The sequence below is a fragment of the Bradyrhizobium sp. 179 genome (assembly GCF_023073535.1).
Classification (GTDB): Bacteria; Pseudomonadota; Alphaproteobacteria; order Rhizobiales; family Xanthobacteraceae; genus Bradyrhizobium.
The window spans coordinates 1-24,373 of record NZ_JADPJR010000087.1; the positions used below are offsets into that span (position 1 = coordinate 1).

The window sequence follows — 24,373 nt, forward strand, 5'->3', positions numbered from 1 at the left end:
AGGCCCAAAGACAATGCGAGACGGCTGGGACCGCCTCGCCGCAATCCTCGAAGGTTATCTGCTTGCAATCCAAAGCATAAAACCGGGAATCCCATAGCCCCTTGTGGGAGAGGGTGGCTTCGCGAAGCGAAGCCGGGTGAGGGGTCTCTCCCCACGAATTCAATTCTTATTTGGATGCGCTGAGACAGACCCCTCATCCGGCGCTTCGCGCCATCTTCTCCCACAAGGGGAGAAGGGAAGAAGTGCTCGCGGCTAGTGGGTGCGACTAAGGCGCCGAGCGCCTCGTCAAGAACCTTGTGATCGCCCCACCGAGCTTGGCGTTGTCCATCGGCTCTGACAGCGATGCCCGCGCTGTTGTGACGACATCATCCGGCGCCTTGCCGTCGCGCAGGTCGCAACACACCTGTGCAAACGCCACGTCGAACTCCGGATGCGGCTGCACGGTCAGCGTGGTGCCGTTGGCGTAGAGCAGGCCGGCATGCGGCGTGAAGTCCGACGAGAGAATCGTCAGCGCCTCGTTCGGGGGCTCGATCACCTGGTCCTGATGCGAGGCGGCGATTGCGATGGCTTCGCCGTCGATCACGCCGTTCTCCGGCAGCACCTGATAGACATGCCGGCCGATGCCCCAACCCTTCTCCGACTTGCGTACAGTGCCGCCGAGCGCTCGTGCGATCAGTTGATGGCCGAAGCAGACGCCGACCATCGGCGTCTTCTTGGCGTAAGCCGTGCGCACGAAATCTTCCAGCGGCGCGATCCAGTCGAGCCTGTCATAGACGCCGGCCGCCGCGCCGGTGATCAGGATGGCCTCCAAGCCGCGCGGATCGGGCAGTGCATCCCCATTCGGAATGCTGACGATGTCGATTGTAGCCATGGGGTCCTCGGCGCGGATCATGCGCTCGAACATGTCCGGAAACGAGCCGTGCCGCTCGCGATGCTCTTGAGGAACCAGCCCGGTCTCGACGATGGTGATGCGTGCCATATGCTACCTGCGGGGGCAGGCAGCATACAACGGGACCCGCACGGCGTCCAAATCAACCAGGCGCAAAACCATTTGCGGACTTGTCCTCGAGCTCAGTGAGCGCCTTGCGCATGGTCTCGACCAGATCCAGCGCCACCGGCGAGGGGCTGCGCTGGGCCGGGAAGACGGCCGAGAACTCGAAGTCGATGCGCGGCAGGAAGCGACGCACGACGACGCCGCGCGTTGCAAATTCCCGTGCGGTGAAGGGATCGCAGATCGACACGCCAAGCCCCGACGAAACCATGCCGCACATGATCTCCGACAGCGTGGTCTCCACCCGCAGCACGCGGCGAACGTCGCTGCGATGGAAGACCTGGTCGACCAGGTGCCGGCTCGATGATCCCGCAGAGAGCGAGATGAACGTCTCGCCCTCGAAATCGCCCGGCTCCAACACTTCCTTCTCCGCCAAACGATGTCCGGTCGGCAGCACCGCGACACGCGCCAACGCCGGCAGCCGCAGGCTCGGCAGGCCGGAATGGGCGATCGGCACCTCGGCAAAGCCGATGTCGCATTGATTGTTCAGCACCCAGTCGACCACGATCGGCGAGATCACGCCGAAGAAGGCGAGGTTGAGGTTGGGCCGCTCCTTCAAGAACTGCCCGGCGAGCCGCGGCAGATAGCCGTTCGCGAGCGCCGGCAGCGCGGCGATGCGCAGCGAGCCGGTGCGCCGGCCGCGGATTTCTTCGGCCGCCGCGGTGATGCGTTCGAGACCGACGAACGAGCGCTCGACTTCGGTGTAGAGCGCCATCGCCGCCGCGGTCGGCACGAGACCGGTGCCGCGTCGTTCGAACAACTCCATCTTCAGCAGCGCCTGGAAATCGCGCAGCAACCGGCTGACGGCGGGCTGCGTCACCACCATCAGCTTTGCCGCCTCGGTGACGCTGCCGGTCAGCATGGTCGCCCGGAAAGCCTCGACCTGCCGCGAATTGATCCGCGCCATCTCGAATTCCACTCATAACATTTCGGCATGCAGAGGGTGCCATTATTCATTGGACGATGGAAGCTTGGGTTTGCGATCTTTTTCATCAGAGCTGGAGCCAGCCCGCTTTTTCGGCAGATTGGAGGCGTTCAAACCTCCAAATCGCGCCAAAACCCGCCGAGCAGGGGCCGGAGCCCTGGTCGGAGAGGGGTTTGCGCGGAAGGAAATGCGGAAGGTGCTTCGGCCGGAGACTTGTCGGCACGTCACCTCATTCCGGTATGGAGATCGGTCCACATGAAGACTTTTCGCCTTCTGACCGCGGTCAGCATCGCGGCGCTGATTGCCGCCCCGTCGGCCGCATCGGCCCAGCAAAAGACGCTCTATGTCGCGGGCTATGGCGGCTCATTCGAGAAGACGATCCGCGACGAGGTGATCCCCGCTTTCGAGAAGGAGAACGGCGTCAAGGTCGAGTACGTCGCCGGCAACTCGACTGACACGCTGGCAAAGCTCCAGGCGCAGAAGGGTAACCAGCAGATCGACGTCGCCATCGTCGATGACGGCCCGATGTACCAAGCGATCCAGCTCGGCTTCTGCGGCAAGCTCGACGGATTGCCGGCCGATCTCTACGACACCGCCCGCTTCAAGGATGATCGTGCGGTCGCGATCGGCATCGTCGCGACAGGCCTGATGTACAACACCAAGGTGTTCAAAGAGAAAGGTTGGGCGCCGCCGACCTCGTGGAACGATCTGAAGGATCCGAAATACGCCAAGCAACTCGTCATCCCCCCGATCAACAACACCTACGGCCTCGAAGCCCTGGTGATGCTGTCGAAGATGAATGGCGGCGGCGAGACCAACGTCGATTCCGGCTTCAAGATCTTCAAGGAGCAGATCAATCCGAACGTGCTCGCCTATGAGCCGTCGCCCGGCAAGATGACCGAGCTGTTCCAGTCCGGCCAGGCCGTGATCGCGGTGTGGGGTACCGGCCGCGTGCAGAGCTTCGCCAATACCGGCTTCCCCGTCGACTTCGTCTATCCGAAGGAGGGCGCTGCGACGCTGCTGACGACGGCATGTCCGATCGCCAAGCCCAACGCTTCTCCGCTGGCCGCGAGCTTCGTCAAGATGCTGCTCGATCCCAAGATCCAGCTGGTGATGCTGAAGGACTATGGCTACGGCCCGGTGCTGAAATCGCTGGTGATCCCGCCCGAGCTCGGCAAGATGGCACCGATCGGCGAGCGCGCGGCGAAGCTCTATAATCCCGACTGGACCGTCATCAACGAGAAGCGCGAGGAGTGGACCAAGCGCTGGAACCGCGAGGTCGAACGCTGATCTGATCGTCAGTAGCGGAGACAGCGCATGGCCTATCTCGAGCTTGATCGGGTCGCAAAACAGTTCGGCGCGCAGACCGTGGTCGATGACTTCAGTCTGTCGGTGACGAAGGGGGAGTTCATCTCCTTCCTCGGGCCCTCCGGCTGCGGCAAGACCACGACGTTGCAGATGATCGCGGGCTTCCTCGATCCCACCCGCGGTGCGATCCGGCTGGAGGGCAAGGACCTCACCGCGATCCATCCGGCCAAGCGCGGCCTCGGCATCGTGTTCCAGAGCTACGCGCTGTTTCCGCACATGACCGCGGCGGAGAACGTCGCCTTCGGCCTTGAGATGCGCAAGGTGTCGCGCGCTGAAAAAGCTGAGCGCGTCCGGGCCGCGCTGGCGATGGTCGGCCTCGCCGGCTACGAGGACCGTCATCCGCGCCGCATGTCCGGCGGCCAGCAGCAGCGCGTGGCGCTGGCGCGCGCGCTGGTGATCAAGCCGAGCGTCCTCCTGCTCGACGAGCCGCTGTCCAACCTCGACGCAAAGCTGCGCGAGGAGATGCAGATCGAGCTGCGCCAGATCCAGCGCACGGTCGGCACCACCACGATCCTGGTCACCCACGACCAGAACGAGGCGATGTCGCTGTCCGACCGCATCGTGGTGATGAGCCAGGGCCGCATCGAGCAGATCGGCACGCCGCAGGAGACCTATGAGAAGCCGTCCTCGGCCTTCGTCTCGCAGTTCCTCGGCAAGACCAACGACTTTGCGGCGGTGATCGATCGGGCCGTCACGCCGGCGCGGCTGACCGCGGGCTCCTGGAGCGCGCCGGCGCCGGCGGGTTTCAGCGGCCCTGTCACTGTCAGCATTCGCCCTGAAAGGATCGGCTTCGGCGATGCCGGCCTTAGCGCCAAGATCGTCACCCGCATCTTCCAAGGTAATCACTGGCTGTTCCAGTGCGAGAGCGAATGCGGGCCCGCCATCGTAATCCATCAGAATGACGGCAAGGCGCAGCCCGCCGAAGGCGAGGCGGTGCGTCTGGCTTGGCGTCCCGAGGACATGAGTGTGCGTGCGAGGGCCGTCGCATGAGCGCGGCCGCCGAGGAACGTAACGCGCGTGCGCCGTGGGCTCTGACTGCGCCCGCCCTGATGCTGTTCGTCGGCGTGCTGCTGATTCCGCTGGCGATGACCGTGATGCTGTCGTTCCACGATTGGGGCCAGTACAAAGGCATCGAACCGGTCTTCATTCTCAAGAACTGGCACGAGATCGCGACCGATCCCTATTACGCCGAAATGTTCTGGCGGACCTTTCGAATCGCGATCCTGACCACATTACTCACCGCCGTCCTCGGCGCGCCTGAAGCCTACATCCTCAACCGCATGAGCGGTCGCTGGAAGAGCTTCTTCCTGCTGATCATCCTCGGGCCGCTGCTGATCTCGGTGGTGGCGCGTACGCTCGGCTGGGCGCTGCTGTTCGGCGGCAATAACGGACTGGTCAACAAGCTCTTGATGTCGCTCGGGGTGATCCGCTCCCCCATTCCCTTCATGTTTACTGAAACCGGCATGGTCGTTGCGCTCGCGCATGTGATGATGCCGTTCATGGTGCTGTCGGTATGGGCCGCGCTGCAGCGGCTCGATCCGCAGGTCGAGAACGCCGCGCTGTCGCTTGGCGCGGGACCCGCGACCATCATCCGCCGCATCATCATGCCCCAGATCATGCCGGGCGTGCTGTCGGGCGCCATCATCGTGTTCTCGCTCTCGGCCAGCGCCTTTGCGACGCCTGCGATCATCGGCGGCCGCCGGCTTAAGGTCGCCGCGACGCTCGCCTACGACGAGTTTCTCAACACGCTGAATTGGCCCCTCGGTGCAGCGGTCGCGACGCTCCTTCTCGTCGCGCTGGTGCTGATCGTCGTCGGCAGCAATGCGCTGATCGAGCGCCGCTATGCGGAGGTGTTCCGATGAGACGGAACGGGCCGCTGGCGTTGATCTTCCACACCATCTTCGTCATCGTCATGGTGTCACCGATCCTGGTGGTCTGCCTCGTCGCGTTTACACCCGAGGGCTTCCTGTCGCTGCCGATCAAAGGATTTTCGCTGCGCTGGTTCAGGACGATCGCCAACTACCCCGAATTCGTCCATGCGTTCTGGGTCAGCCTTGGGCTCGGCGCGTTGTCGTCCTTGGTGGCGCTGCTGTTCGCGGTGCCTGCGGCGCTGGCGATTGCGCGCTACCGCTTCCGCGGCCGCGATGCGCTGGCCGCGCTGTTCCTGTCGCCGCTGATGATTCCGCATGTCGTGCTCGGCATCGCCTTTCTGCGTTTCTTCACCTCCGCAGGCATGAGTGGCAGCTTCGCGGCGCTCATCATCGCGCATGTCATCATCGTGTTTCCGTTCGCGCTGCGACTAACGCTGGCGGCGGCGACCGGCATGGATCTTTCTGTCGAGATGGCCGCGATTTCGCTCGGTGCCAACGGCTGGACGTTGTTCCGCCGCGTGACGCTGCCCTTGATCCTGCCCGGCGTCGTCAGCGGCTGGGCGCTCGCCTTCATCCAGTCCTTCGACGATCTCACCATGACCGTCTTCCTCGCGGCGCCTGGTACCGAGACGTTGCCGGTGCGCATGTTCCTTTATATCCAGGACAACATCGATCCGCTGGTGACGTCGGTCTCGGCCTGCGTGATCGCGATCACCATGACCGCCCTCATTCTGCTCGACCGCTTCTACGGGCTCGACCGTGTGCTCGCCGGCAAGGGCGATACGGGACGATAGGAAAATCTATGTCTAAAGCGTTTTCGAGCGAAGTGGACGCCGGCTCGCGTAGAGACAACGCGTCAAAGCAAAAATCTGAATACGAGGTCGCCGTCGTCGGCGGCGGGCTGCTCGGCTCCGCCATTGCCTGGGGCCTCGGCCGGCTCGGCAAAAAAGTCGCGGTGCTCGACGAAGGCGACATCGCCAAGCGCGCCTCGCGTGCGAACTTCGCGCTGGTCTGGGTGCAGAGCAAGGGACTCGGCATGCCCGCCTATACCGTGTGGACCGTGCAGGCGTCGCAGGCGTGGAGCCGACTTGCGTCGGAGCTGAAGCAGCAGACCGGGCTCGACGTCTCTCTTCAGCAGAATGGCGGCTTCCATCTCACCCTCGGCGAGGACGAATTCGGCCAGCGCACCGAGCTGGTCAAGCGCATGCACAACCAGGTCGGCGCGGCCGACTACAAGATGGAGATGCTCTCCGCATCCGAAGTGAAGAAGTCGCTGCCGCTGATCGGCCCCGAAGTTTCCGGCGGCAGCTATTGCCCGCTCGACGGCCACGTCAATTCGCTGCGCACGTTCCGCGCCTTCCACACCGGCTTCAGGGCGTTCGGCATCGATTATTTTCCGGAACGTCCGGTGTCGGCGATCAGCAAGAGCAGCGGCGAATTCCGCCTGACCACGCCGAAGGGCGAGCTGCGCGCCGCGAAGGTCGTGCTTGCCGCCGGCAATGCCAACCGGACGCTGGCGCCGATGGTCGGGCTCTACGCGCCGATGGGCCCCACCCGCGGCCAGATCGTGGTGACCGAGCGCACCATGCCGTTCCTGCCACATCCGCTGACCACGATCCGCCAGACCGACGAGGGCACGGTGATGATCGGCGACAGCAAGGAGGACGAGCTCGACGACCGCGCGCTGAAGCATTCCATCAGCGCCGTGATGACCGATCGCGCGCAACGGATGTTTCCGCATCTGTCGCGGCTCAACGTTATCAGAAGCTGGGCCGGAATTCGCGTCATGCCGCAAGACGGCTTTCCGATCTACGACCAGTCGGAGACGCATCCCGGCGCCTTCGTCGCCTGCTGTCATTCCGGCGTGACGCTCGCCTCCAACCACGCGTTCGAGATCGCGCGCATGGTGGCGCAGGGCGCGCTCGAGCCGGAACTGGTCGGCGCGTTCTCGGCGAGTCGTTTTGGCGGTGCGGGCGCTGCGAACCACAGCGGTTATTAGAAAATAGGAGGGTCGATTTTGAATCGATGCTGGCCCAGAGCTCAAATCACCTCTCCCGTAGGGAGAGGTCGGATCGCATCGAAAGATGCGATCCGGGTGAGGGGTTACGGTCTTACCGGGCGCTGCGGCCCCTCACCCGGATTGCACTGGACGATGCTTCGCATCGCCAGGCGCAATCCGACCTCTCCCCGTTGGGGAGAGGTGAAGCCATCGCGGCCGCACCTGATTTTCCTATGCTCCACCAAGTTCAGAGAAGGAGCCAAAGGGGCATCCCATGTTTAGACGATCCGAACAGGACAAACGGCCACAAGTGCAGATTTTCGTCGATGGCGCTGCCGTTGCAGCACGTCAGGGCGACACTGTCTCTGCGGCGCTATTGGCCTCCGGCGTTGATGCGCGGCGGTCCACCGCAGTGAGCGGCGCGCTGCGCCTGCCCTATTGCATGATGGGGGTTTGCTTCGACTGCCTCGTCACCATCGATGGCATCGGCAATCGCCAGGGGTGTCTCGTGCCCGTCGCAGAGGGCATGAGAATCGAAATCCAAAAGGGCAAGCGGGAGATCGGCAAATGACTGTGGCTCCCAAGCGCGAAGCCTACGACGTCGTTGTGATCGGCGCAGGTCCGGCCGGCCTCGCGGCCGCTGCAACGTCAGCCGAAGCCGGCCTGTCGACGCTGCTGCTCGATGAGAATATCGGTCCGGGCGGTCAGGTTTTCCGCGCCATTGGCTCGACGCCCTTGACAGAGCGCAATCAGCTCGGCGCCGATTATTGGGCGGGCGCCGATCTCGTGCAGGCGCTGCGCGCCAGCAATGCCGAGGTCCTCCATCGCGCGACGGTCTGGAGCCTCGATCGCAACCTCGAGATCGCCGTCTCGATCGGCGGGGCCTCTGCCTTCGTCACGGCGCAGCGCGTGATCCTCGCGACCGGCGCGCTGGAGCGGCCGTTTCCAATTCCCGGCTGGACGCTGCCCGGTGTGATGACCGCGGGCGCCGCGCAGACGATGCTGAAGTCCTCGGCGCTGGTGCCTGACGGACGCACGGTGATCGCAGGGCAGGGGCCGCTGCTCTGGCTGCTCGCCGCGCAGATCCTGCGCCTCGGCGGCCGCATCGACCGCATGCTCGACACGACCGAGCGCGGCAATTATTTCGCCGCGCTGCCGCATGCCTTCGCCTTCCTGACCTCGCCCTATTTCAGCAAGGGGCTATTCATGATGCGCGAGGTGAAGGCGAAAGTGCAGGTCGTCTCCGGCGTCACCGAGCTCTCTGCATCCGGCGACGGTCAGCTCGCGAGCGTGAGCTATGTCGCCGGCGGCAAGCGCGAGACCATTCCTTCGGATCTGTTGCTGCTGCATCAGGGCGTTGTGCCCAACGTCAATCTGGCGATGTCGGCCGGCGTCGAGCATCGTTGGGACGAGCTGCAATTGTGCTGGTCGCCGGTGCTCGATGCGAATGGTGATTCGTCGGTCGCCGGCATCGCGATTGCCGGCGACGGCGCTGGCATCGGCGGCGCGAGCGCGGCCGTGGCGCGCGGCCGCATCGCGGCGCGCGCGGCCGTGGAAGCACTGGCGCCCGCGGCTGCCGCGAAGCTCGCGCCAATGTCGGCGCTTCGTGCCGATCTCGCTAAGGCCGAGCGCGGCCGCACTTTCCTCGATACGCTGTTCCGCCCCTCGCCGCAGTTCCGCATTCCCTCGGGCGATACCATCGTCTGCCGCTGCGAGGAGGTCACCGCAAAGGACGTTCTCGACGCAGTCGCGATCGGCGCGACCGGGCCGAACCAGCTCAAGGCCTATCGCCGCACCGGCATGGGTCCGTGCCAGGGCCGGCTCTGCGGCCTCACCGTCACCGAGCTGATGGCGCAGGCCCGCGGGAAGACCCCGCAGGAGATTGGCTATTACCGGCTGCGCGCGCCGGTGAAGCCGATCACGCTCGCCGAGCTCGCCGCCGTTCCCAAGAGCGAGGCCGACGTCAAGGCGGTGGTGCGCGGATGACCAGAAACGTGGATGCAATCGTCGTCGGCGGCGGCATCCACGGATGCTCGACCGCGCTGCATCTGTGCCTTGCCGGCATGAAGCCGGTGCTGATCGAGAAGGATTATGCCGGCCGTCACGCGTCCGGCGTCAACGCCGGCGGCGTGCGTCAACTCGCCCGGCACATCCCCGAGATTCCGCTCTCAATACGCTCGATGGGGATTTGGGAGAGGATCTCGGAGCTCGTCGACGACGATTGCAGCTTTGAAAGCTACGGCCAGGTCCTCGTCGCGGAGAACGAAGAGGAGCTGGCGGTCTGCCGCGCGCGCGTGGCCGAGCTCAACGCGCTCGGCTTCACCCATGAGGAGCTGATCGATGCGGCCGAGTTGCGGCGCTTGGTGCCGGCCGTGGCCGAGACCTGTCCCGGCGGCGTGGTGTCGCGCCGTGACGGCGCGGCCAATCCGGCGCAGACGATGACAGCCTTCCGCCGCAAGGCCGAGCAGCTCGGTGTCGTCGTGCGCGAGGGCGAGGCGGCCGGCAACATCCGCCGCAGCGGCGGTCTCTGGCACGTCGATGTCGGCCCGGACACCTATGCCGCACCGGTGCTGGTCAACGCGGCGGGCGCCTGGGCCGGGAAGATCGCCGCCGCGCTCGGCGAACCCGTTCCGGTCGAAACCGTGGCGCCGATGCTGATGATCACCTCGCGCGTGCCGCACTTCATCGATCCCGTCGTGATCCTGCGCGGCCGCAAATTGTCCTTCAAGCAATTCTCGAACGGCACCGTGCTGATCGGCGGCGGCCATCTGGCAACGCCGAACCTGGACCGCAACGAGACGGTGCTCGACTGGAAGAGCCTCGCCATCAGCGCCCGCACCGTGTTCGAGCTGTTTCCGGTGATGCGCAGTGCGATGATCGTGCGGGCCTGGGCCGGCATCGAGGCCAGGATGAAGGATGACATCCCCGTATTCGGCCCGAGCTCACGTCACGTGGGCCTCTATCACCAGTTCGGCTTTTCGCTGCACGGCTTCCAGCTCGGCCCCGGCGCCGGCGCCGTGATGGCGGAGCTGATCGTCAACGGCGGCACCCAGACCCGCGTCGGCGATCTCGGCATTGACCGCTTCCATCCTTCCACGCTCTAGAACAAGAGGACATCATGAGCATCACCCGCAGCATCCGCACGCCCATCATGCACCGCGCCGTCGAAGCCAATGGATTCGTCTTCCTCGGCGGCACCATCGCCGACGACACCTCGGTCTCGATGGGCGACCAGACCCGCAACATCCTCGGCAAGATCGCCAGCTATCTGAAGGAAGCGGGAACCGACAAGAGCCGAGTGGTCAGCGCCTCGATCTTCGTCACCGATCTGTCCAAGAAGAAGGAGATGGACACGGCCTGGACCGAGTTCTTCGGCGACAATCTGCCGACCCGCGCCACGGTCGGCGTCGCCGATCTCGGCGGCGGCGCGCTGATCGAGGTGGTGGTCACCGCCCTGAAGGGCTGATCGTGCAGACCGATAGGGACGTCAGCGCTCGCCGCGCTGTCGTCTCCTTGAAACTGCGGCTTGAATCTGCACTTCTGCCGCACGGTTCTGGTGAAGATTTTCAAAAGCCCGACGCCCTGCCCCCAGCGCGTCGGGCCGAAAGATTGACTATCGATCGGTGATGCCATTGTTGTGACGCGTATCTCACCGCTTTTCCATTCCGGGAAACTACCGCGTCGGAACCGCTACGCTCTGCCGCCGGGTTCCAACGCCTCGCCGATCTCCAGCGGGTGGGCCATGGTCTCGTGCAGCGCGTCGCGATCGAGCTCGCCTTCGGAGATGCTGATGACGACGCAGGCAACGCCATTGCCGATCAGATTGGTCAATGCGCGGCACTCGCTCATGAACTTGTCGATGCCGACCAGGATCGCGATCGACTGAATCGGGATGTCGGGCACGATCGAGAGCGTCGCGGCGAGCGTGATGAAGCCGGCGCCGGTGACGCCCGAGGCGCCCTTCGAGGTGATCATGGCAATGCCGAGAATACCGAGCTCCTGCCAGAAGGTCAGATGGGTGTTGGTCGCCTGCGCCAGGAACAGCGTCGCCAGCGTCATGTAGATGTTGGTGCCGTCGAGGTTGAAACTGTAGCCGGTGGGGATGACCAGGCCGACGACCGAGCGCGAGGCACCGAGATGCTCCATCTTCTGGATCATCTGCGGCAGCACAGTCTCCGAGGACGAGGTGCCGAGCACGATCAGCAACTCGTCCTTGATGTAGGCGATGAAGCGCAGGATCGAGAAACCGGCGAACCGGGCGATCGCACCGAGCACGATCAGCACGAACAGGATGCTGGTCAGGTAGAACGTGCCGATCAGGGCGGCGAGGTTGAGCAGCGAGCCGAGACCGTAGGCGCCGACGGTGAACGCCATCGCGCCGAAGGCGCCGATTGGCGCCACGCGCACGATGATGCGGATGATGCCGAAGAACATTTTTGCGGCCTTGTCGATCGCGTCCGCAATGGGCTCACCGGCCTTGCCGAGGAAGGCGATGGCGAAGCCCGACAGGATCGAGATCAACAGCACCTGAAGCAGGTCGCCCCGCGCGATGGCGCCCAGATAGCTGTCGGGGATGATCGCCATCAGATGGGCGACGATGCCCTCTTCCTTGGCCTTGGTGACGTAGGTGGCCACCGATTTCGGATCGATCGTGGCGGGATCGATGTTGAAGCCACGCCCGGGCTGGAGAATCTCGCCGACGAGCAGACCGACCGCGAGCGCGACGGTCGAGACCGTCTCGAAATAGATCAGCGACTTGAGCCCGACCCGGCCGACGCGCTTGAGATCGCCCATCGAGGAGATGCCGTGCACCACTGTGCAGAAGATCACCGGTGCGATCATCATCTTGATCAGCGCAATGAAACCGTCGCCGAGCGGCTTCAAGGCCTTGCCGAGATCGGGATAGAAATAACCGATCAGCACGCCGAGCGCGATCGCGATCAGGACCTGGACGTAGAGGATCTTGTACCAGGGCTGATGCCGGCGGCGGACGGCTGGCTGGACCGCGACTTGTGTCATATTGTACGCCCCGGAACGTATCGATTTTGCTTGATTTGCATCATGTGATGGCCGTGGCGGAAGCGACAATCACATTTTTGTCGGATCGCACGACGATCGACCGCTGCACCGCAAGTCGGGGGAAACATGTCGACAACAGGCTCCGAAGAACGCGTGCAAGGCTATTTTCCGCGATGGAAACTCAAGACCTCGGGCGTGATCATGCCGGAGGAGCGGCTGTCTTGGGGTCAGACCGTTGTCTCCGGTCTCCAGCATTGCGTCGCAATGTCGGGATCAACGATCATCGCGCCGCTACTGATGGGGTTCGATCCCAATGTTGCGGTCCTGTTTTCCGGCATCGGCACGCTGATCTTCTTCGTCATCGTCGCAGGACGCGTGCCGAGCTATCTCGGCTCGAGCTTCGCATTCATCGCCGTCGTCATCGCTGCCACCGGCTATGTGGGGCAAGGGCCGAACCCGAACCTGTCAATTGCGCTCGGCGGCATCATCGGAGCCGGAGTGCTGTACGGCCTGATTGCGCTGATCGTGATGTGGTCTGGGGTTGGCTGGGTCGAGAAGCTGCTGCCGCCGGCTGTCACCGGCGCCGTGGTCGCTGCGATCGGGCTCAACCTTGCGCCGGTGGCGGTCAAGGCTGTGAGCGCCGGCACGTTCGACACCTGGATCGGGCTTGCGACCGTTCTGATTATCGGCGTGGTCGCCGTTGCCGCGCCGGGCCTGTGGCGCCGCCTGCCGATCATTGCCGGCGCCATCGGCGGATATCTTTTGTACTTGCTGTTCGCGAACGGACTCGGTTTCGGCAAACCGATCGACTTCGCGCAACTCTCGGCCGCGCCGTGGTTCGGCCTGCCCAACTTCACCGCGCCGAGCTTCCATGCCGATGCAATTTTCCTGATCGCGCCGGTTGCGATCGTTCTCGTCGCCGAGAACCTCGGTCACATCAAGGCCGTCGGCGCCATGACGGGCCGGAGCCTCGATCGCTATCTCGGCCGCGCCCTGTTGGCCGACAGCCTCGCGACCATCGTGGCGGCCTGCGGCGGCGGCACCGGCGTCACCACCTATGCCGAGAATATCGGCGTCATGGCGGCGACGAAAGTCTATTCCACCTTGTTGTTTGCGTTCGCGGCCACGGTGTCGATCCTGCTCGGCTTCTCGCCGAAATTCGGCGCGCTCATCCTGTCGATTCCAGGTCCGGTCATCGGCGGCCTCTCGATCGTGCTGTTCGGGTTGATCGCGGCGATGGCGGGACGGATCTGGGTCGAGAACAAGGTCGACTTTGCAAATCCCGCGAACCTGATTACCGTTGCGGTGGCGCTCACGGCAGGCGCCGGCGATCTTACGCTCAAATTCGGTGCGTTCACCATCGGCGGAATCGGTACCGCAACCTTTGGCGCCATCATCCTGTATCAGATTCTGACCTCGCCACTCGCACGCCGCGCCGAGCGGATCGAAGTAATGCGCTGAGGGATGGAACAAAAAGCCAGTTCCGCCGATGATCAAGCATCCCGGAGAGAACTCATGCCGCAAACCTCAACCTCCTTTCCCTCGCGCCTCGTGGGCCAATACGCGCTGGTGACCGGCGCCTCGCAAGGCATCGGCCGCGCCGTCGCCATCCGGCTCGCCCAGGAAGGCGCGACCGTCGCCATCAATTATTTCGATCATCCTGAAAGGGCCGAGGAGACGCTTGCGCTGGCGCGGACGGCATCGGGCGATCGGGGTCATGGCAGGCTCGATCACATCATCGTCAAGGCCGATGTCGGCAACGAGCAGGACATCGGCGCGATGTTCGAGACGGTCCTGGCGCGCTGGAAGCGCCTCGATTGCCTGGTCAACAATGCCGGCTTCCAGCGGGAATCGCCGAGCGATGCGCTCGACGTCGAAACCTATCGTCGCATCATTGACGTCAATCTCAATGGCGCCGTGCTTTGCGCCCAGAAGGCGCTCGCGCATTTCGTCGCCCGCGGCGGAGGTGGGAGTATCATCAATTGCTCCAGCGTCCACCAGATCATCCCAAAGCCCGGCTATCTCGCTTATTCGATCAGCAAGGGCGGCATGGGTAATCTGACGCGTACGCTGGCCCTTGAATTCGCCGGCCGCGGCATTCGCGTCAATGCGGTTGGACCCGGCGCGATCGACACGCCGATCAACGCGGCGTGGACCGGTGATCCCGAGAAGCGCGGCGTCGTCACCTCCCACATTCCGCTCGGACGTGTCGGCACGCCGGAAGAGATCGCCGCGGTGTTCGCCTTCCTCGCCTCGGATGATGCGAGCTACATCACCGGACAGACCATCTATGCCTGCGGAGGCCTGACGCTGTTCCCCGAATTCCGGGAGAATTGGGCGAGTTGAACGTCAGCTTGGGAGCGTGCGCATCTGCGGCGGCCCGACCCGGTTGCAACGATTAGATCGTGGTCGCGAGGCGAGCCTCCTCGCTGGCGTGCTGGCCACCAATGCCCGCGCGGCAAAGGCGGTCGGAGCCGGGTAGGGGTCTGCGGCGCCGTGTGCTATCGATCGTGGACGACGCTGCCGCTAGTGGCGAGCGCCGACACATGAAGGCTCCGTGACCACAACCATAAACATCAATGCCTACAGTGACGCGCTGGTGGTCCTCGGCACTGCCGGCGTCGTGGTGCCGATCGTCCGCCACTGGGGCATCAATCCGGTGTTGAGCTATCTCGGTGCCGGTGCCATCCTCGGCCCGCTCGGACTCGGCTCGCTCGTTCAGGACCTCCCGTTCCTGTACTGGTTCACCGTTGCGGACGCGCAGAACGTTGAAGGCATCGCCAATCTCGGCGTCGTGTTCCTGCTATTCCTGATTGGGCTCGAGCTGTCTTTCAGGCGGCTCGTGACGATGCGGCGCCTGGTGTTCGGGCTTGGCGGCCTGCAGGTGCTGGCGACGTCTGCGATCATTTTCGGCGCGACGCTTCTCGCGGGGAAGAATTCCCATACCGCCGTGATCCTCGGCGCAAGCCTTGCGCTGTCCTCGACGGCTATCGTGCTTGAGCTTCTGTCCAGCGACAGGCGGCTCGCGACCATTGCGGGGCGCGCCAGCTTCTCGGTGCTACTGGCCCAGGACCTCGCAGTGGTTCCCATTCTCGTGTTCGTCTCGGTGCTCGGCGCGGGCAGCGACGGCTCCGTCGTGGCGCACATCTCCAGTGCGATCTTGAAGGCCGTAGTGGCGGTCGCTTTTCTTATTCTGATCGGACGGCTGCTGATGCGTCCGCTGTTCCAGATGGTTGCGGGCACTCATTCGATGGAGTTGTTCGTCGCGGCGACCTTGTTCGTCATCGTCGGCGCAGGCCTTGCCGCGCACCAAGCCGGCCTATCGATGGCGCTCGGAGCATTTGTTGCAGGACTGATGCTGGCTGAAACGGAGTATGGCAAGGCCATCGAGGCCACCGTCGAGCCATTCAAGGGCCTGCTGCTAGGCATCTTCTTCTTCACCGTCGGCATGGCCATCGATGTCCGCGTGTTCATGCGCGAGCCTGGTTGGTTGCTGGCCGCCGTCATCGGGGTTCTGACCGGCAAGGCGATCATGCTCATCATCCTGGGCCGCCTCTTCAGGCTCTCGTGGCCGTCGGCGATCGAGGTCGGCTTCCTGCTGGCTCCTGTTGGCGAATTCGCTTTCGTAAGCATCGGGATGGCGGCGGCGCTCGGCCTGATCGAACCGCGCGTGTCGAGCTTTGTCGTCGCCATCACCGCCGCAACGATGGCATTGACGCCGTTTTTGGGCATGCTCGGGCGACGATTGGCCGCGAAACTGGGTGGCGAGCGAACCCTCGATCCCGAACTGACGGTTCGGCCGCCCGGCGACCGGGCGCAGGCCATCGTGGTCGGCTACGGCCGCGTTGGAAAGGTCGTCTGTTCGCTGCTGACCAGCCACGGCCTAAACTACATCGCGGTCGACAACGAAGCAGTCGCCGTGGCGCGCGACCGCCGCGATGGTCATAAGGTCTATTTTGGTGATGCGACAGAACCGGGCTTTCTCGAAGCCTGCGGCCTGATGCAGACGACCGGTGTGATCATCACCATTCAGTCGCGACCAGCAATCGATGCTGTCGTCGAGCGGATCCGCGCCGTGCGGCCGGACGTGCTGATCGTCTCACGTGCGCGGGACGCCGATCATGCCCGTCACCTCTATGCGATCGGCGCAACCGATGCGGTGCCGGAAACCATCGAGGCAAGCCTGCAACTTTCCGAAGCGGCACTGATCGGCCTCGGAGTCGCGGTCGGGCATGCGATCGCCTCGGTGCACGAGAAACGGGACGAATTTCGGCTGACATTGCAGCAAGCCGCCCGCATTGCAGCAGAAGAGAAAACTCGTCTGCTCGATAGCACAGGGCGCCGGTCCCCGAGATAGCCACCTCTCCAGGCCGTGCGCTGCGGACCATCATCATCTGGCAAAACCCGCCCGCACGAACTACATCTGCGTCATGACAAGTGCTCCGCTGCCAAACCTTCCGCTCCAGGATTTCATCGGCCGACACGAACGTCTGTTCGTGCTGACCGGCGCGGGCTGTAGCACCAATTCGGGCATTCCCGACTATCGCGACAGCCACGGCAATTGGAAGCGCACCCAGCCGGTGAATTTCCAGGCCTTCATGTCGCACGAGCATACGCGCCGGCGCTATTGGGCGCGCAGTCTGATCGGATGGCGGCGGTTCGGCCAAGCCAAGCCGAATGATGCGCATCATGCGCTGGCCAGGCTCGAGGCGAACGGCCGGTGCGGGATGCTGCTGACCCAGAACGTCGACCGGCTGCATCAGTCCGCCGGCCACCGGCAGGTGATCGACCTGCACGGCCGACTCGATCTGGTCCGCTGCATGGGCTGCGGCTGCAGGACGCCGCGCGATGAGTTTCAGCACGCGCTTGGCCGCGCGAATCCGGCCTGGCTGACGCTCGATGCCGCCGATGCACCTGATGGCGACGCCGATCTGGAGCACGAGGAGTTTTCGTCCTTCGAAGTGTCGGCCTGCGAAACCTGCGGCGGCATCCTCAAGCCCGACGTCGTGTTCTTCGGCGAGAACGTCCCCCGCGATATTGTCGCCACCGCGCACGATCATCTGGCGCAGGCCGACGCCATGCTGATCGTCGGCTCCTCGCTGATGGTCTATTCCGGATTCCGCTTCGTGCAGGCTGCCGCGGAGCGCAAAATTCCGATTGCAGCGGTCAATCTCGGCCGCACCCGCGCCGACGATCTCCTGACGCTAAAGGTCGAGGAGCGCTGCGAGTCGGCGCTTGCATTCCTGCTCTGATCGCGCAGGCGTCGAACACGTCTTGCCTATTGCATAGGTGCCAAGCAGAATAGCCGGGCGTGGCGTTGTCCTCGTCGTCCATGGCATGGAAATTGCTGCGCTTTCGACCTCAGTCTTGACGATCAGCGCGGAGAATTTGGAATGCTTGAGGGAGCCGAGGTGCGGCTTGCCGTCGATATCGGTGGCACATTCACCGATATCGTGCTGGACGTGGGCGCGGCGCGCAAGACGCGCAAGGTGCTGACGACGCCGCAGCGGCCCGAGCAGGCGGTGCTGGACGGCATGCGCCTCATCCTCGCTGACGCGCGCGCGCATATCAGCGACATCGACGTCTTCATTCACGGCACCACGCTCGCGACCAATGCCATCATCGAGCGGCGCGGCGCGAAAACCGCGCTGATTGCGACGGAGGGCTTTCGCGACGTGCTCGATATCGGCACCGAGAGCCGCTACGACCAATATGACCTCAGCATCGACAAGCCGAAGCCGCTGGCGCCGCGCAGTCTGCGCTTCACCGTCCCCGAGCGTATCGACGCGCACGGTGCCGTTCGGCTCCCGCTGGACGAGACTTCTGTGCGCGCGCTCGCGCCGAAATTGCGTGAGCGAGGCGTCGAGAGCGTCGCGATCGCCTTCCTGCACTCCTACGCCAATCCCGAGCACGAACGCCGCGCTGCCGCGATCCTGGGCGAGGAGATGCCCGGCATCTCCGTGACCGTGTCGTCGGCCGTGTGTCCGGAAATTCGCGAGTATGAGCGGACCTCCACCGCGGTTGCGAACGCCTATGTGCAACCCCTTATCGACGGCTATCTGGCCCGCATGGCGGACGCCTTGCACGTCGAGCAGTTCCGCGGCGCCATCTATCTCGTCACCTCCGGCGGGGGCGTCACCTCGATCGAGACGGCGCGGCGCTTTCCGGTGCGTCTCGTCGAGTCCGGTCCGGCTGGCGGAGCGATTTTCGCGGCGCAGATCGCGGCGCGTCTTGGCGAGACCAAGGTGCTGTCCTTCGACATGGGCGGCACCACCGCAAAGATCTGCCTCATCGAGAAGTATCAGCCTGAGACCTCGCGCGTGTTTGAGGTCGATCGCGCCGCGCGCTTCCTCAAAGGCTCCGGCCTGCCGGTGCGCATCCCCGTGATCGAGATGGTCGAGATCGGCGCCGGCGGCGGCTCGATTGCCCATGTCGACGCGATGAAGCGCGTCACCGTGGGTCCGGAAAGTGCGTCATCGGAGCCGGGGCCGGCCTGCTACGGCCGCGGCGGCCAGCGTCCGGCCGTGACCGATGCGGACGTTGCGCTCGGCTTGATCGATCCCGACGCCTTTGCGGCGGGTACGATCAAGCTCGACCCCGAGCTTTCCAAACAGGCGCTGCTGCGCGATGTCGGCGAGCCGCTCGGCCTGTCCGCGGAAACCGCCGCCTATGCCGTGCACGAGGTCGTCTGCGAGAACATGGCAAGCGCGGCGCGCGTGCATGCGGTCGAGCGCGGCGCCGTGGTCGGCCAGCACACGCTGATCGCGTTCGGTGGCGCTGCACCGTTGCATGCGGCGCGCGTCGCCGAGAAGATCGGCGTCTCCCGGGTGATCGTGCCATCGAATGCCGGTGTCGGATCAGCCGTCGGATTCCTGGCGGCGCCCATCGCTTACGAATTGGTGCGCAGTCGTCATGTCCGACTCGATGATTTCGACACCGAGGCGGTCTCCGATCTCTTGCAGGAGACGGCGACCGAAGCGCGTGCGCTGGTCGAACCCGGCGCCGCCGGTGCGCCCGTGCGGGAGCGGCGCGCCGCCTTCATGCGCTATGTCGGCCAGGGCCACGAGATCTCGGTCGAGCTGCCGAACCGGCGGCTGACGACCGCCGATCTCGCCGGCCTGCGCCAGAAATTCGAGGCGGATTATGCTGCGATGTTCGAGCGGCCGATCCCGGGGGCGGCGATCGAGGTGTTGAGCTGGTCGGTGCTCGCGACCACCGAGGCGCGCAATCCAGCTGCGGTCGCGGCCGTCGCGCGCAAGCCCGCCGGAAAGGCGGCCGGCAGCCGCAAGTTCTTCGACGGCCGCGCAGGCGAGGTGATCGAGATCCCGCTCTATCGCCGCGAAGACATGGCGCCCGGCGCGACCATTGCAGGCCCTGCCGTGATCGCGGAGGACGAGACCTCCACCTTCGTCTCGACCAGTTTTGACGCCCATATCGACGGTGCCGGTAGCATCGTCATGGAACGAAAGGCGGCCTGATCATGAGCAAGGCAAGCGGCGCGAGCCTGATCGACCTCCAGATCATGTGGCACCGGCTGATCGCCGTGGTCGAGGAGCAGGCGCAGGTCCTGCTCCGTACCGCCTTCAGTCCAATTGTGCGCGAATGCGGCGACCTCTCTGCCGGCGTGTTTGACCTCAAGGGCCGCATGCTGGCGCAGGCGGTGACCGGCACGCCCGGCCACGTCAATTCGATGGCAGAATCTGTCAAGCACTTCATCGCGCACTTCCCGCTCCAGACGATGAAGGAAGGCGACGCCTACATCACCAACGATCCGTGGATGGGCACCGGCCATCTCAACGACTTCGTCGTCACCACGCCGTGCTTCAAGGATGGCAAGGTCGTCGCACTCTTCTCTTGCACCAGCCATCTCATGGACATCGGTGGCATCGGTTTCGGTCCCGATGCCACCGACGTGTTCATGGAGGGGCTCTACATCCCCATGCTGAAGCTGATCGATCAGGGCGTCGTCAACGAGACGCTGATGGCGATGATCCGCACCAACACGCGGCTGCCTATAGACACCGAGGGTGATACCTATTCGCTCGCGGGCTGCAACGACGTTGGTTGCGAGCGCCTGGTCGAGATGATGACGGAGTTCGGCATCGATACGCTCGACGAGCTCGGCGACTACATCTGCGAACGCTCGCGCGAGGCCGTGCTGGCCGAGGTCGCGAAACTTCCGAAAGGAAGCTGGCGCAACACCATGGTTGTCGACGGCTATGACGCGCCGGTCACGCTTGTCGCGACCTTGACGATTTCGGACAAAGGCATTCACGTCGATTTCGACGGCACCTCGGCCGCCTCCAAGTTCGGCATCAACGTGCCCTTGTCCTATACCACGGCCTACACCGTGTTCGGTCTCGGCTGCGTCGTTGCCTCGCAGATCCCGAACAACGCCGGCTCGCTCTCGCCGCTGACGGTGTCGGCGCCGGCGGGTGCGATCCTCAATGCGCCGAAGCCGGCGCCGGTGGCCTCGCGCCACATCATCGGCCAGATGTTGCCCGACGTCGTGTTCGGCTGCCTGCGCCAGATCATCCCCGAGCGCGTGCCGGCCGAAGGCACCTCGTGCCTGTGGAATCTCAACGTCCGCGGACAGACCCGAAGCGGCGCCGGCGGCAATTACGGGTTCTCGATGGCGGTGACCTCCAATGGCGGCACCGGTGCGCGCTTCGACAAGGACGGGCTGTCGGCCACCGCCTATCCCAGCGGTGTGCGCGGTACGCCGGTCGAGATCGCAGAGACGCAGACGCCTTTGATCTTCTGGCGCAAGGAGCTGCGTCCGGATTCCGGCGGAGCAGGGCGCACCCGCGGCGGGCTCGGTCAGATCATCGAGGTTGGCAGCGGCGTCGATGCCCCGTTCGACATTCTTGCCGCGTTCGACCGTATCGATCATCCGCCGCGCGGGCGTGATGGCGGCGAGGACGGCGCGGCCGGCTATGTCGGCCTGAAGTCTGGAAAGAAGCTGCGGGGCAAGGGCTTTCAGCAGGTGCCGCCCGAGGATCGGCTGGTGGTGCTGACACCGGGCGGTGCCGGGATCGGCGCGCCCGTCGAACGCGATCGAGCGGCCGTCAAGGACGACGTCGAGAGCGGCCTCGTGTCTGCCGATAGCGCGATTGCAGTTTACGGGTACACACGGTGACGCGTCAGGCGTCGCGCGCGTAGCGAACGGAGGGGTGCAATGATCACGCGACGAAGCTTCACCGCGGGCGCAGCGACGCTGCTTGCGGCCGGCCACATCTCCACTCGCGCCCGGGCGGCGGGCGTGAGCTGGGACATGTCGACGGTCTGGCCTGACGGCAATTTCCACACCCAGAACGCTTTTGCCTTCGCCGAGGAGGTGAAGAAGCAGAGCAGCGGCACTGTCAACATCACGGTGAAGGCCGGCGGCCAGCTCGGCTTCAAGGGCCCCGAGCATCTGCGCGCCGTGCGCGATGGCCTGGTGCCGCTCGCCGACGTCCTCAACATCCAGCAGGTCGGCGACGAGCCCTTCATGGGCGTCGAGAGCATCCCCTTCCTGTGCGGCTCGATGGACGAGCTGAAGGTGCTGCACAAATATGTGCGGCCCGAATACGAGAAAGTCGTCACCCGCAACAACCAGAAGATCCTCTACATCGTGCCGTGGCCGACGCAATATCTGCATCTCAAGGTCAAGGTCGCCAACGTCGAGGGCCTGAAGAACATCAAGATCCGCGTCCCCGACAAGAACGCCGTCGACATGCTGAACGCGATCGGCATGGCCGCGGTCATGATTCCCTGGGGGGAGACCATCCCTGCGCTCGCTTCCGGCGCAGTGGCCGGCGTCTCGACGTCGTCAGTGTCGGGTGTCGACGGAAAATTCTGGGAGTTCCTGAAATACGTCTACCCAACCAACCACGTCTGGTCGTCGCAGATGCTCACCGTCAATCTCGATTCCTGGAAAGCGCTCAGCGCCGATCAGCAGCAGCTCATCGGCGGCATCGCCGCCAAGATGGAGCCGGGCTTCTGGGCCAACTCGCTCAAGGCCGATGTAGACAGCCTCAATCGTCTGAAGGAGGGCGGCATGGAGGTGGTGCCGGTCTCGGACGCGATGATGACCGAAATTCGGGCCAAGACCGCGCCGCAGCTCGATGCTTTCCTCAAACGCGTGCCGGCAGCCGACAAGCCGGTGCGGGCTTATCTCGCCGAAATGAAGCGTGGCTGATGGTGAAGGCGTCGTGAGCGTCTCGCCCGAAGCTCCGCAGAGCCTCAATGCAACGGCGCCGGCGCCGCTGCGCATCCTGCTCGACGGCATCGACCGCCTCGGCCGGCTCGACGGCTGGATTGGCGGCGGCTGTCTGTTGATGCTGGCCCTGCTGATGCTGTGCGAGGTCGCAACGCGCTTCCTCTCGAACTTCCTGTCGTTTTTCCCGCCGTCGATCTCGATCGCCTGGGAATACTCGTCCTATCTGATGGCGGCGTCCTTCACTTTTGGCGCCGCGATGACGCTGCGTGGCGGCGGTCACATCCGAGTCGTCCTGCTGCTCAAGAACGCGCCGGCCTTGGTGCAGCGCGTACTCGAAGTCCTGTCGGCGGCTGCCGGCTTCGCTTTCATGGCGTTCCTGACCTCAGCGATGGCGAAGTTTGCCTTCGGTGCCTATGTGCGCGGCCAGGTCTCGACCTCGAGCGATACGCCGCTGTGGTTTCCACAAGCCGTCGTCACCTTCGGCATGCTGCTCTTGACGCTTCAGTTCCTGGCGCGCGCGATCCAGGCCGTGCTCGGCCTGCCGCTAGAGGATCACCGCATGAAGGCCTCGCCCGTAGAATGATCGCTCACGCGCCAGCCTCCGGACAGCGGATCCCATGACCATCGAAGTCGTTGCCCTTTTCGTGATCCTGTTCGCGTTGCTGGCGTGCGGCGTGTGGATCGGCCTGACGCTCGCGCTCACCGCGACGCTGCTGCTCGCGATGTTCCGCTCGATCCCGCTCGACAAGCTGCTGCCGCAATATGCCTGGAACATCCTGACCACGCAGGAGCTGCTGGCGCTGCCGCTGTTCATCCTGATGGGCGAGCTGTTGTTTCGTACCCGCTTGTCGCGTTCGCTGTTTCAGGGACTCGCGCCGTGGGCTGGGCTTTTGCCCGGTCGCCTGCTGCATGTGAACGTGATCGGCTGTACCATCTTCGCCGCGATCTCAGGCTCGTCGGCCGCGACCACGCAGGTGATCGGCCGCATGTCGCTCAACGAGCTGCTGCGCCGCGGCTATTCGCGCGACATCGCGATCGGCTCGCTCGCCGGCGCCGGCACGCTCGGCTTCCTGATCCCGCCGTCCAACATCATGATCATCTACGGCGTGCTCGGCGATGTCTCGATTTTGAAACTGTTCACCGCCGGCGTGCTGCCCGGCTTCTTGCTCGCCGCCACCTTCATGGCCTGGGTGATGCTGCACACGAGCCTCAACCGCAGCATGGTGCCGGAGACGGAAGCAAAGCTTTCGCAGGTGCCCTGGAGCGAGCGCTTTGCGGCGCTGAAGGATCTTGCGCCGGCCCTGTTCCTGATCGGCTGTGTGCTCGGCTCCATGTATGGCGGCCTCGCAACCCCGTCGGAAGCTGCGGCTGTCGGCGTCCTCGGCGCCGCGCTTGTCGCATGGGCGCAAGGAGCGATGTCGCGGCAGGTGATGCGGGACGTGCTGATCGGCTCGGTGGTCACCTGCTCGATGATTGCGCTGATCGTGCTCGGCGCCTCGATCCTCGGCAACGCGGCTGCCTTCCTCGGCATCCCACAGGCGATTGCCGCCTTCGTGAAGGGCTTGGGCCTGTCGCCCTTCATGCTGATCGTGGTGCTGGTCGTCTTCTATCTCGTCCTCGGCTGCTTCCTCGACGGCTTCTCGATGATCGTGATGACGCTGCCGATCGTGCTGCCGATCGTGAAGGCGGCGGGCTTCGATGAGATCTGGTTCGGCGTCTTCCTGGTGCTGGCCGTCGAGATGGCGCAGATCACCCCGCCGGTCGGCTTCAACCTGTTCGTGATCCAGGGCCTGACCGAAGATGGTCTCGGCTACATCGCCCGCGTGACGATGCCGTATCTGATGATCATGATCGGCTTCGTGCTGCTGCTGACGCTGTGGCCCGGCATTGTCACGCTGCTGCCGCGGGTGCTCTACGGATAGATCGTGCCGTCCCGGCC

General features: G+C 64.5%; 21 protein-coding genes. 18 read left to right on the plus strand and 3 right to left on the minus strand.

The window, feature by feature from the left end; translation table 11 throughout:
- Positions 1 to 265 precede the first annotated feature (265 nt).
- Positions 266 to 979, minus strand: a complete 714-nt coding sequence (locus tag IVB12_RS20980; RefSeq protein WP_247301487.1) for a type 1 glutamine amidotransferase — start codon at positions 977 to 979, stop codon at positions 266 to 268.
- Positions 980 to 1,031: 52 nt separating this feature from the next.
- Complete coding sequence (locus IVB12_RS20985) at positions 1,032 to 1,958, minus strand: LysR substrate-binding domain-containing protein (protein ID WP_247301488.1); 927 nt, start codon at positions 1,956 to 1,958, stop codon at positions 1,032 to 1,034.
- A gap of 273 nt (positions 1,959 to 2,231) precedes the next feature.
- Between IVB12_RS20985 and IVB12_RS20990 the strand changes: the two genes are divergently transcribed.
- The 9 genes from IVB12_RS20990 (at position 2,232) to IVB12_RS21030 (ending at position 10,680) form a co-directional block, all read left to right on the plus strand.
- Entirely contained in the window at positions 2,232 to 3,266 is a 1,035-nt protein-coding gene (locus tag IVB12_RS20990) for an ABC transporter substrate-binding protein (protein WP_247301490.1), read from the plus strand.
- A 27-nt stretch (positions 3,267 to 3,293) separates the two neighbouring features.
- On the plus strand, positions 3,294 to 4,334 hold the full coding sequence (locus IVB12_RS20995) for an ABC transporter ATP-binding protein (protein ID WP_247301491.1): 1,041 nt from the start codon (positions 3,294 to 3,296) through the stop codon (positions 4,332 to 4,334).
- Positions 4,331 to 5,206 carry an ABC transporter permease gene (locus tag IVB12_RS21000; protein ID WP_247301493.1) on the plus strand — a complete coding sequence of 292 codons (876 nt, stop codon included), beginning with the start codon at positions 4,331 to 4,333 and terminating at the stop codon, positions 5,204 to 5,206. The genes IVB12_RS20995 and IVB12_RS21000 overlap by 4 nt, the downstream gene beginning before the upstream one ends.
- Positions 5,203 to 6,009: an ABC transporter permease gene (locus IVB12_RS21005; RefSeq protein WP_247301495.1), complete on the plus strand. Its 807-nt coding sequence runs from the start codon at positions 5,203 to 5,205 to the stop codon at positions 6,007 to 6,009. The genes IVB12_RS21000 and IVB12_RS21005 overlap by 4 nt, the downstream gene beginning before the upstream one ends.
- An 8-nt stretch (positions 6,010 to 6,017) precedes the next feature.
- Positions 6,018 to 7,214, plus strand: coding sequence for an FAD-dependent oxidoreductase (locus tag IVB12_RS21010; RefSeq protein ID WP_247301496.1), 1,197 nt, complete (start codon positions 6,018 to 6,020; stop codon positions 7,212 to 7,214).
- A 274-nt stretch (positions 7,215 to 7,488) separates the two neighbouring features.
- Positions 7,489 to 7,785 (plus strand): (2Fe-2S)-binding protein, encoded by a 297-nt coding sequence (locus IVB12_RS21015; protein WP_247280232.1) that lies wholly within the window; start codon positions 7,489 to 7,491, stop codon positions 7,783 to 7,785.
- Positions 7,782 to 9,200 carry a (2Fe-2S)-binding protein gene (locus IVB12_RS21020; RefSeq protein ID WP_247301499.1) on the plus strand — a complete coding sequence of 473 codons (1,419 nt, stop codon included), beginning with the start codon at positions 7,782 to 7,784 and terminating at the stop codon, positions 9,198 to 9,200. Before IVB12_RS21015 ends, IVB12_RS21020 begins: the two co-directional genes overlap by 4 nt.
- On the plus strand, positions 9,197 to 10,318 hold the full coding sequence (locus IVB12_RS21025) for an FAD-dependent oxidoreductase (protein ID WP_247301500.1): 1,122 nt from the start codon (positions 9,197 to 9,199) through the stop codon (positions 10,316 to 10,318). Before IVB12_RS21020 ends, IVB12_RS21025 begins: the two co-directional genes overlap by 4 nt.
- A gap of 14 nt (positions 10,319 to 10,332) precedes the next feature.
- Positions 10,333 to 10,680 (plus strand): RidA family protein, encoded by a 348-nt coding sequence (locus IVB12_RS21030; RefSeq protein ID WP_247301501.1) that lies wholly within the window; start codon positions 10,333 to 10,335, stop codon positions 10,678 to 10,680.
- Positions 10,681 to 10,904: 224 nt separating this feature from the next.
- Here IVB12_RS21030 and IVB12_RS21035 read toward each other — a convergent pair whose 3' ends face one another.
- Positions 10,905 to 12,233, minus strand: a complete 1,329-nt coding sequence (locus IVB12_RS21035) for a dicarboxylate/amino acid:cation symporter (RefSeq protein ID WP_247301502.1) — start codon at positions 12,231 to 12,233, stop codon at positions 10,905 to 10,907.
- Between the two features lie 126 nt (positions 12,234 to 12,359).
- On the opposite strand from IVB12_RS21035, the gene IVB12_RS21040 reads away from it, so the two are divergent.
- From IVB12_RS21040 to IVB12_RS21080, 9 genes are all read left to right on the plus strand, one after another.
- The gene (locus tag IVB12_RS21040; protein ID WP_247301503.1) at positions 12,360 to 13,694 is read left to right on the plus strand and encodes a solute carrier family 23 protein; all 1,335 of its coding nucleotides are present in this window, start codon (positions 12,360 to 12,362) and stop codon (positions 13,692 to 13,694) included.
- Positions 13,695 to 13,748: 54 nt separating this feature from the next.
- Entirely contained in the window at positions 13,749 to 14,579 is an 831-nt protein-coding gene (locus IVB12_RS21045; RefSeq protein WP_247301504.1) for an SDR family oxidoreductase, read from the plus strand.
- A gap of 211 nt (positions 14,580 to 14,790) precedes the next feature.
- Complete coding sequence (locus IVB12_RS21050) at positions 14,791 to 16,590, plus strand: cation:proton antiporter (protein WP_247301505.1); 1,800 nt, start codon at positions 14,791 to 14,793, stop codon at positions 16,588 to 16,590.
- 73 nt (positions 16,591 to 16,663) lie between these two features.
- Complete coding sequence (locus IVB12_RS21055) at positions 16,664 to 17,485, plus strand: NAD-dependent protein deacetylase (protein WP_247301506.1); 822 nt, start codon at positions 16,664 to 16,666, stop codon at positions 17,483 to 17,485.
- Positions 17,486 to 17,626: 141 nt separating this feature from the next.
- On the plus strand, positions 17,627 to 19,711 hold the full coding sequence (locus IVB12_RS21060) for a hydantoinase/oxoprolinase family protein (RefSeq protein ID WP_247301507.1): 2,085 nt from the start codon (positions 17,627 to 17,629) through the stop codon (positions 19,709 to 19,711).
- 2 nt (positions 19,712 to 19,713) lie between these two features.
- Positions 19,714 to 21,372: a hydantoinase B/oxoprolinase family protein gene (locus IVB12_RS21065; RefSeq protein WP_247301508.1), complete on the plus strand. Its 1,659-nt coding sequence runs from the start codon at positions 19,714 to 19,716 to the stop codon at positions 21,370 to 21,372.
- 39 nt (positions 21,373 to 21,411) lie between these two features.
- Complete coding sequence (locus IVB12_RS21070) at positions 21,412 to 22,413, plus strand: TRAP transporter substrate-binding protein (protein ID WP_247301510.1); 1,002 nt, start codon at positions 21,412 to 21,414, stop codon at positions 22,411 to 22,413.
- Positions 22,406 to 23,017 (plus strand): TRAP transporter small permease, encoded by a 612-nt coding sequence (locus tag IVB12_RS21075; protein WP_247301512.1) that lies wholly within the window; start codon positions 22,406 to 22,408, stop codon positions 23,015 to 23,017. Before IVB12_RS21070 ends, IVB12_RS21075 begins: the two co-directional genes overlap by 8 nt.
- Positions 23,018 to 23,051: 34 nt before the next feature.
- Entirely contained in the window at positions 23,052 to 24,356 is a 1,305-nt protein-coding gene (locus tag IVB12_RS21080) for a TRAP transporter large permease subunit (RefSeq protein ID WP_247301513.1), read from the plus strand.
- The last annotated feature ends 17 nt before the right edge of the window (positions 24,357 to 24,373 follow it).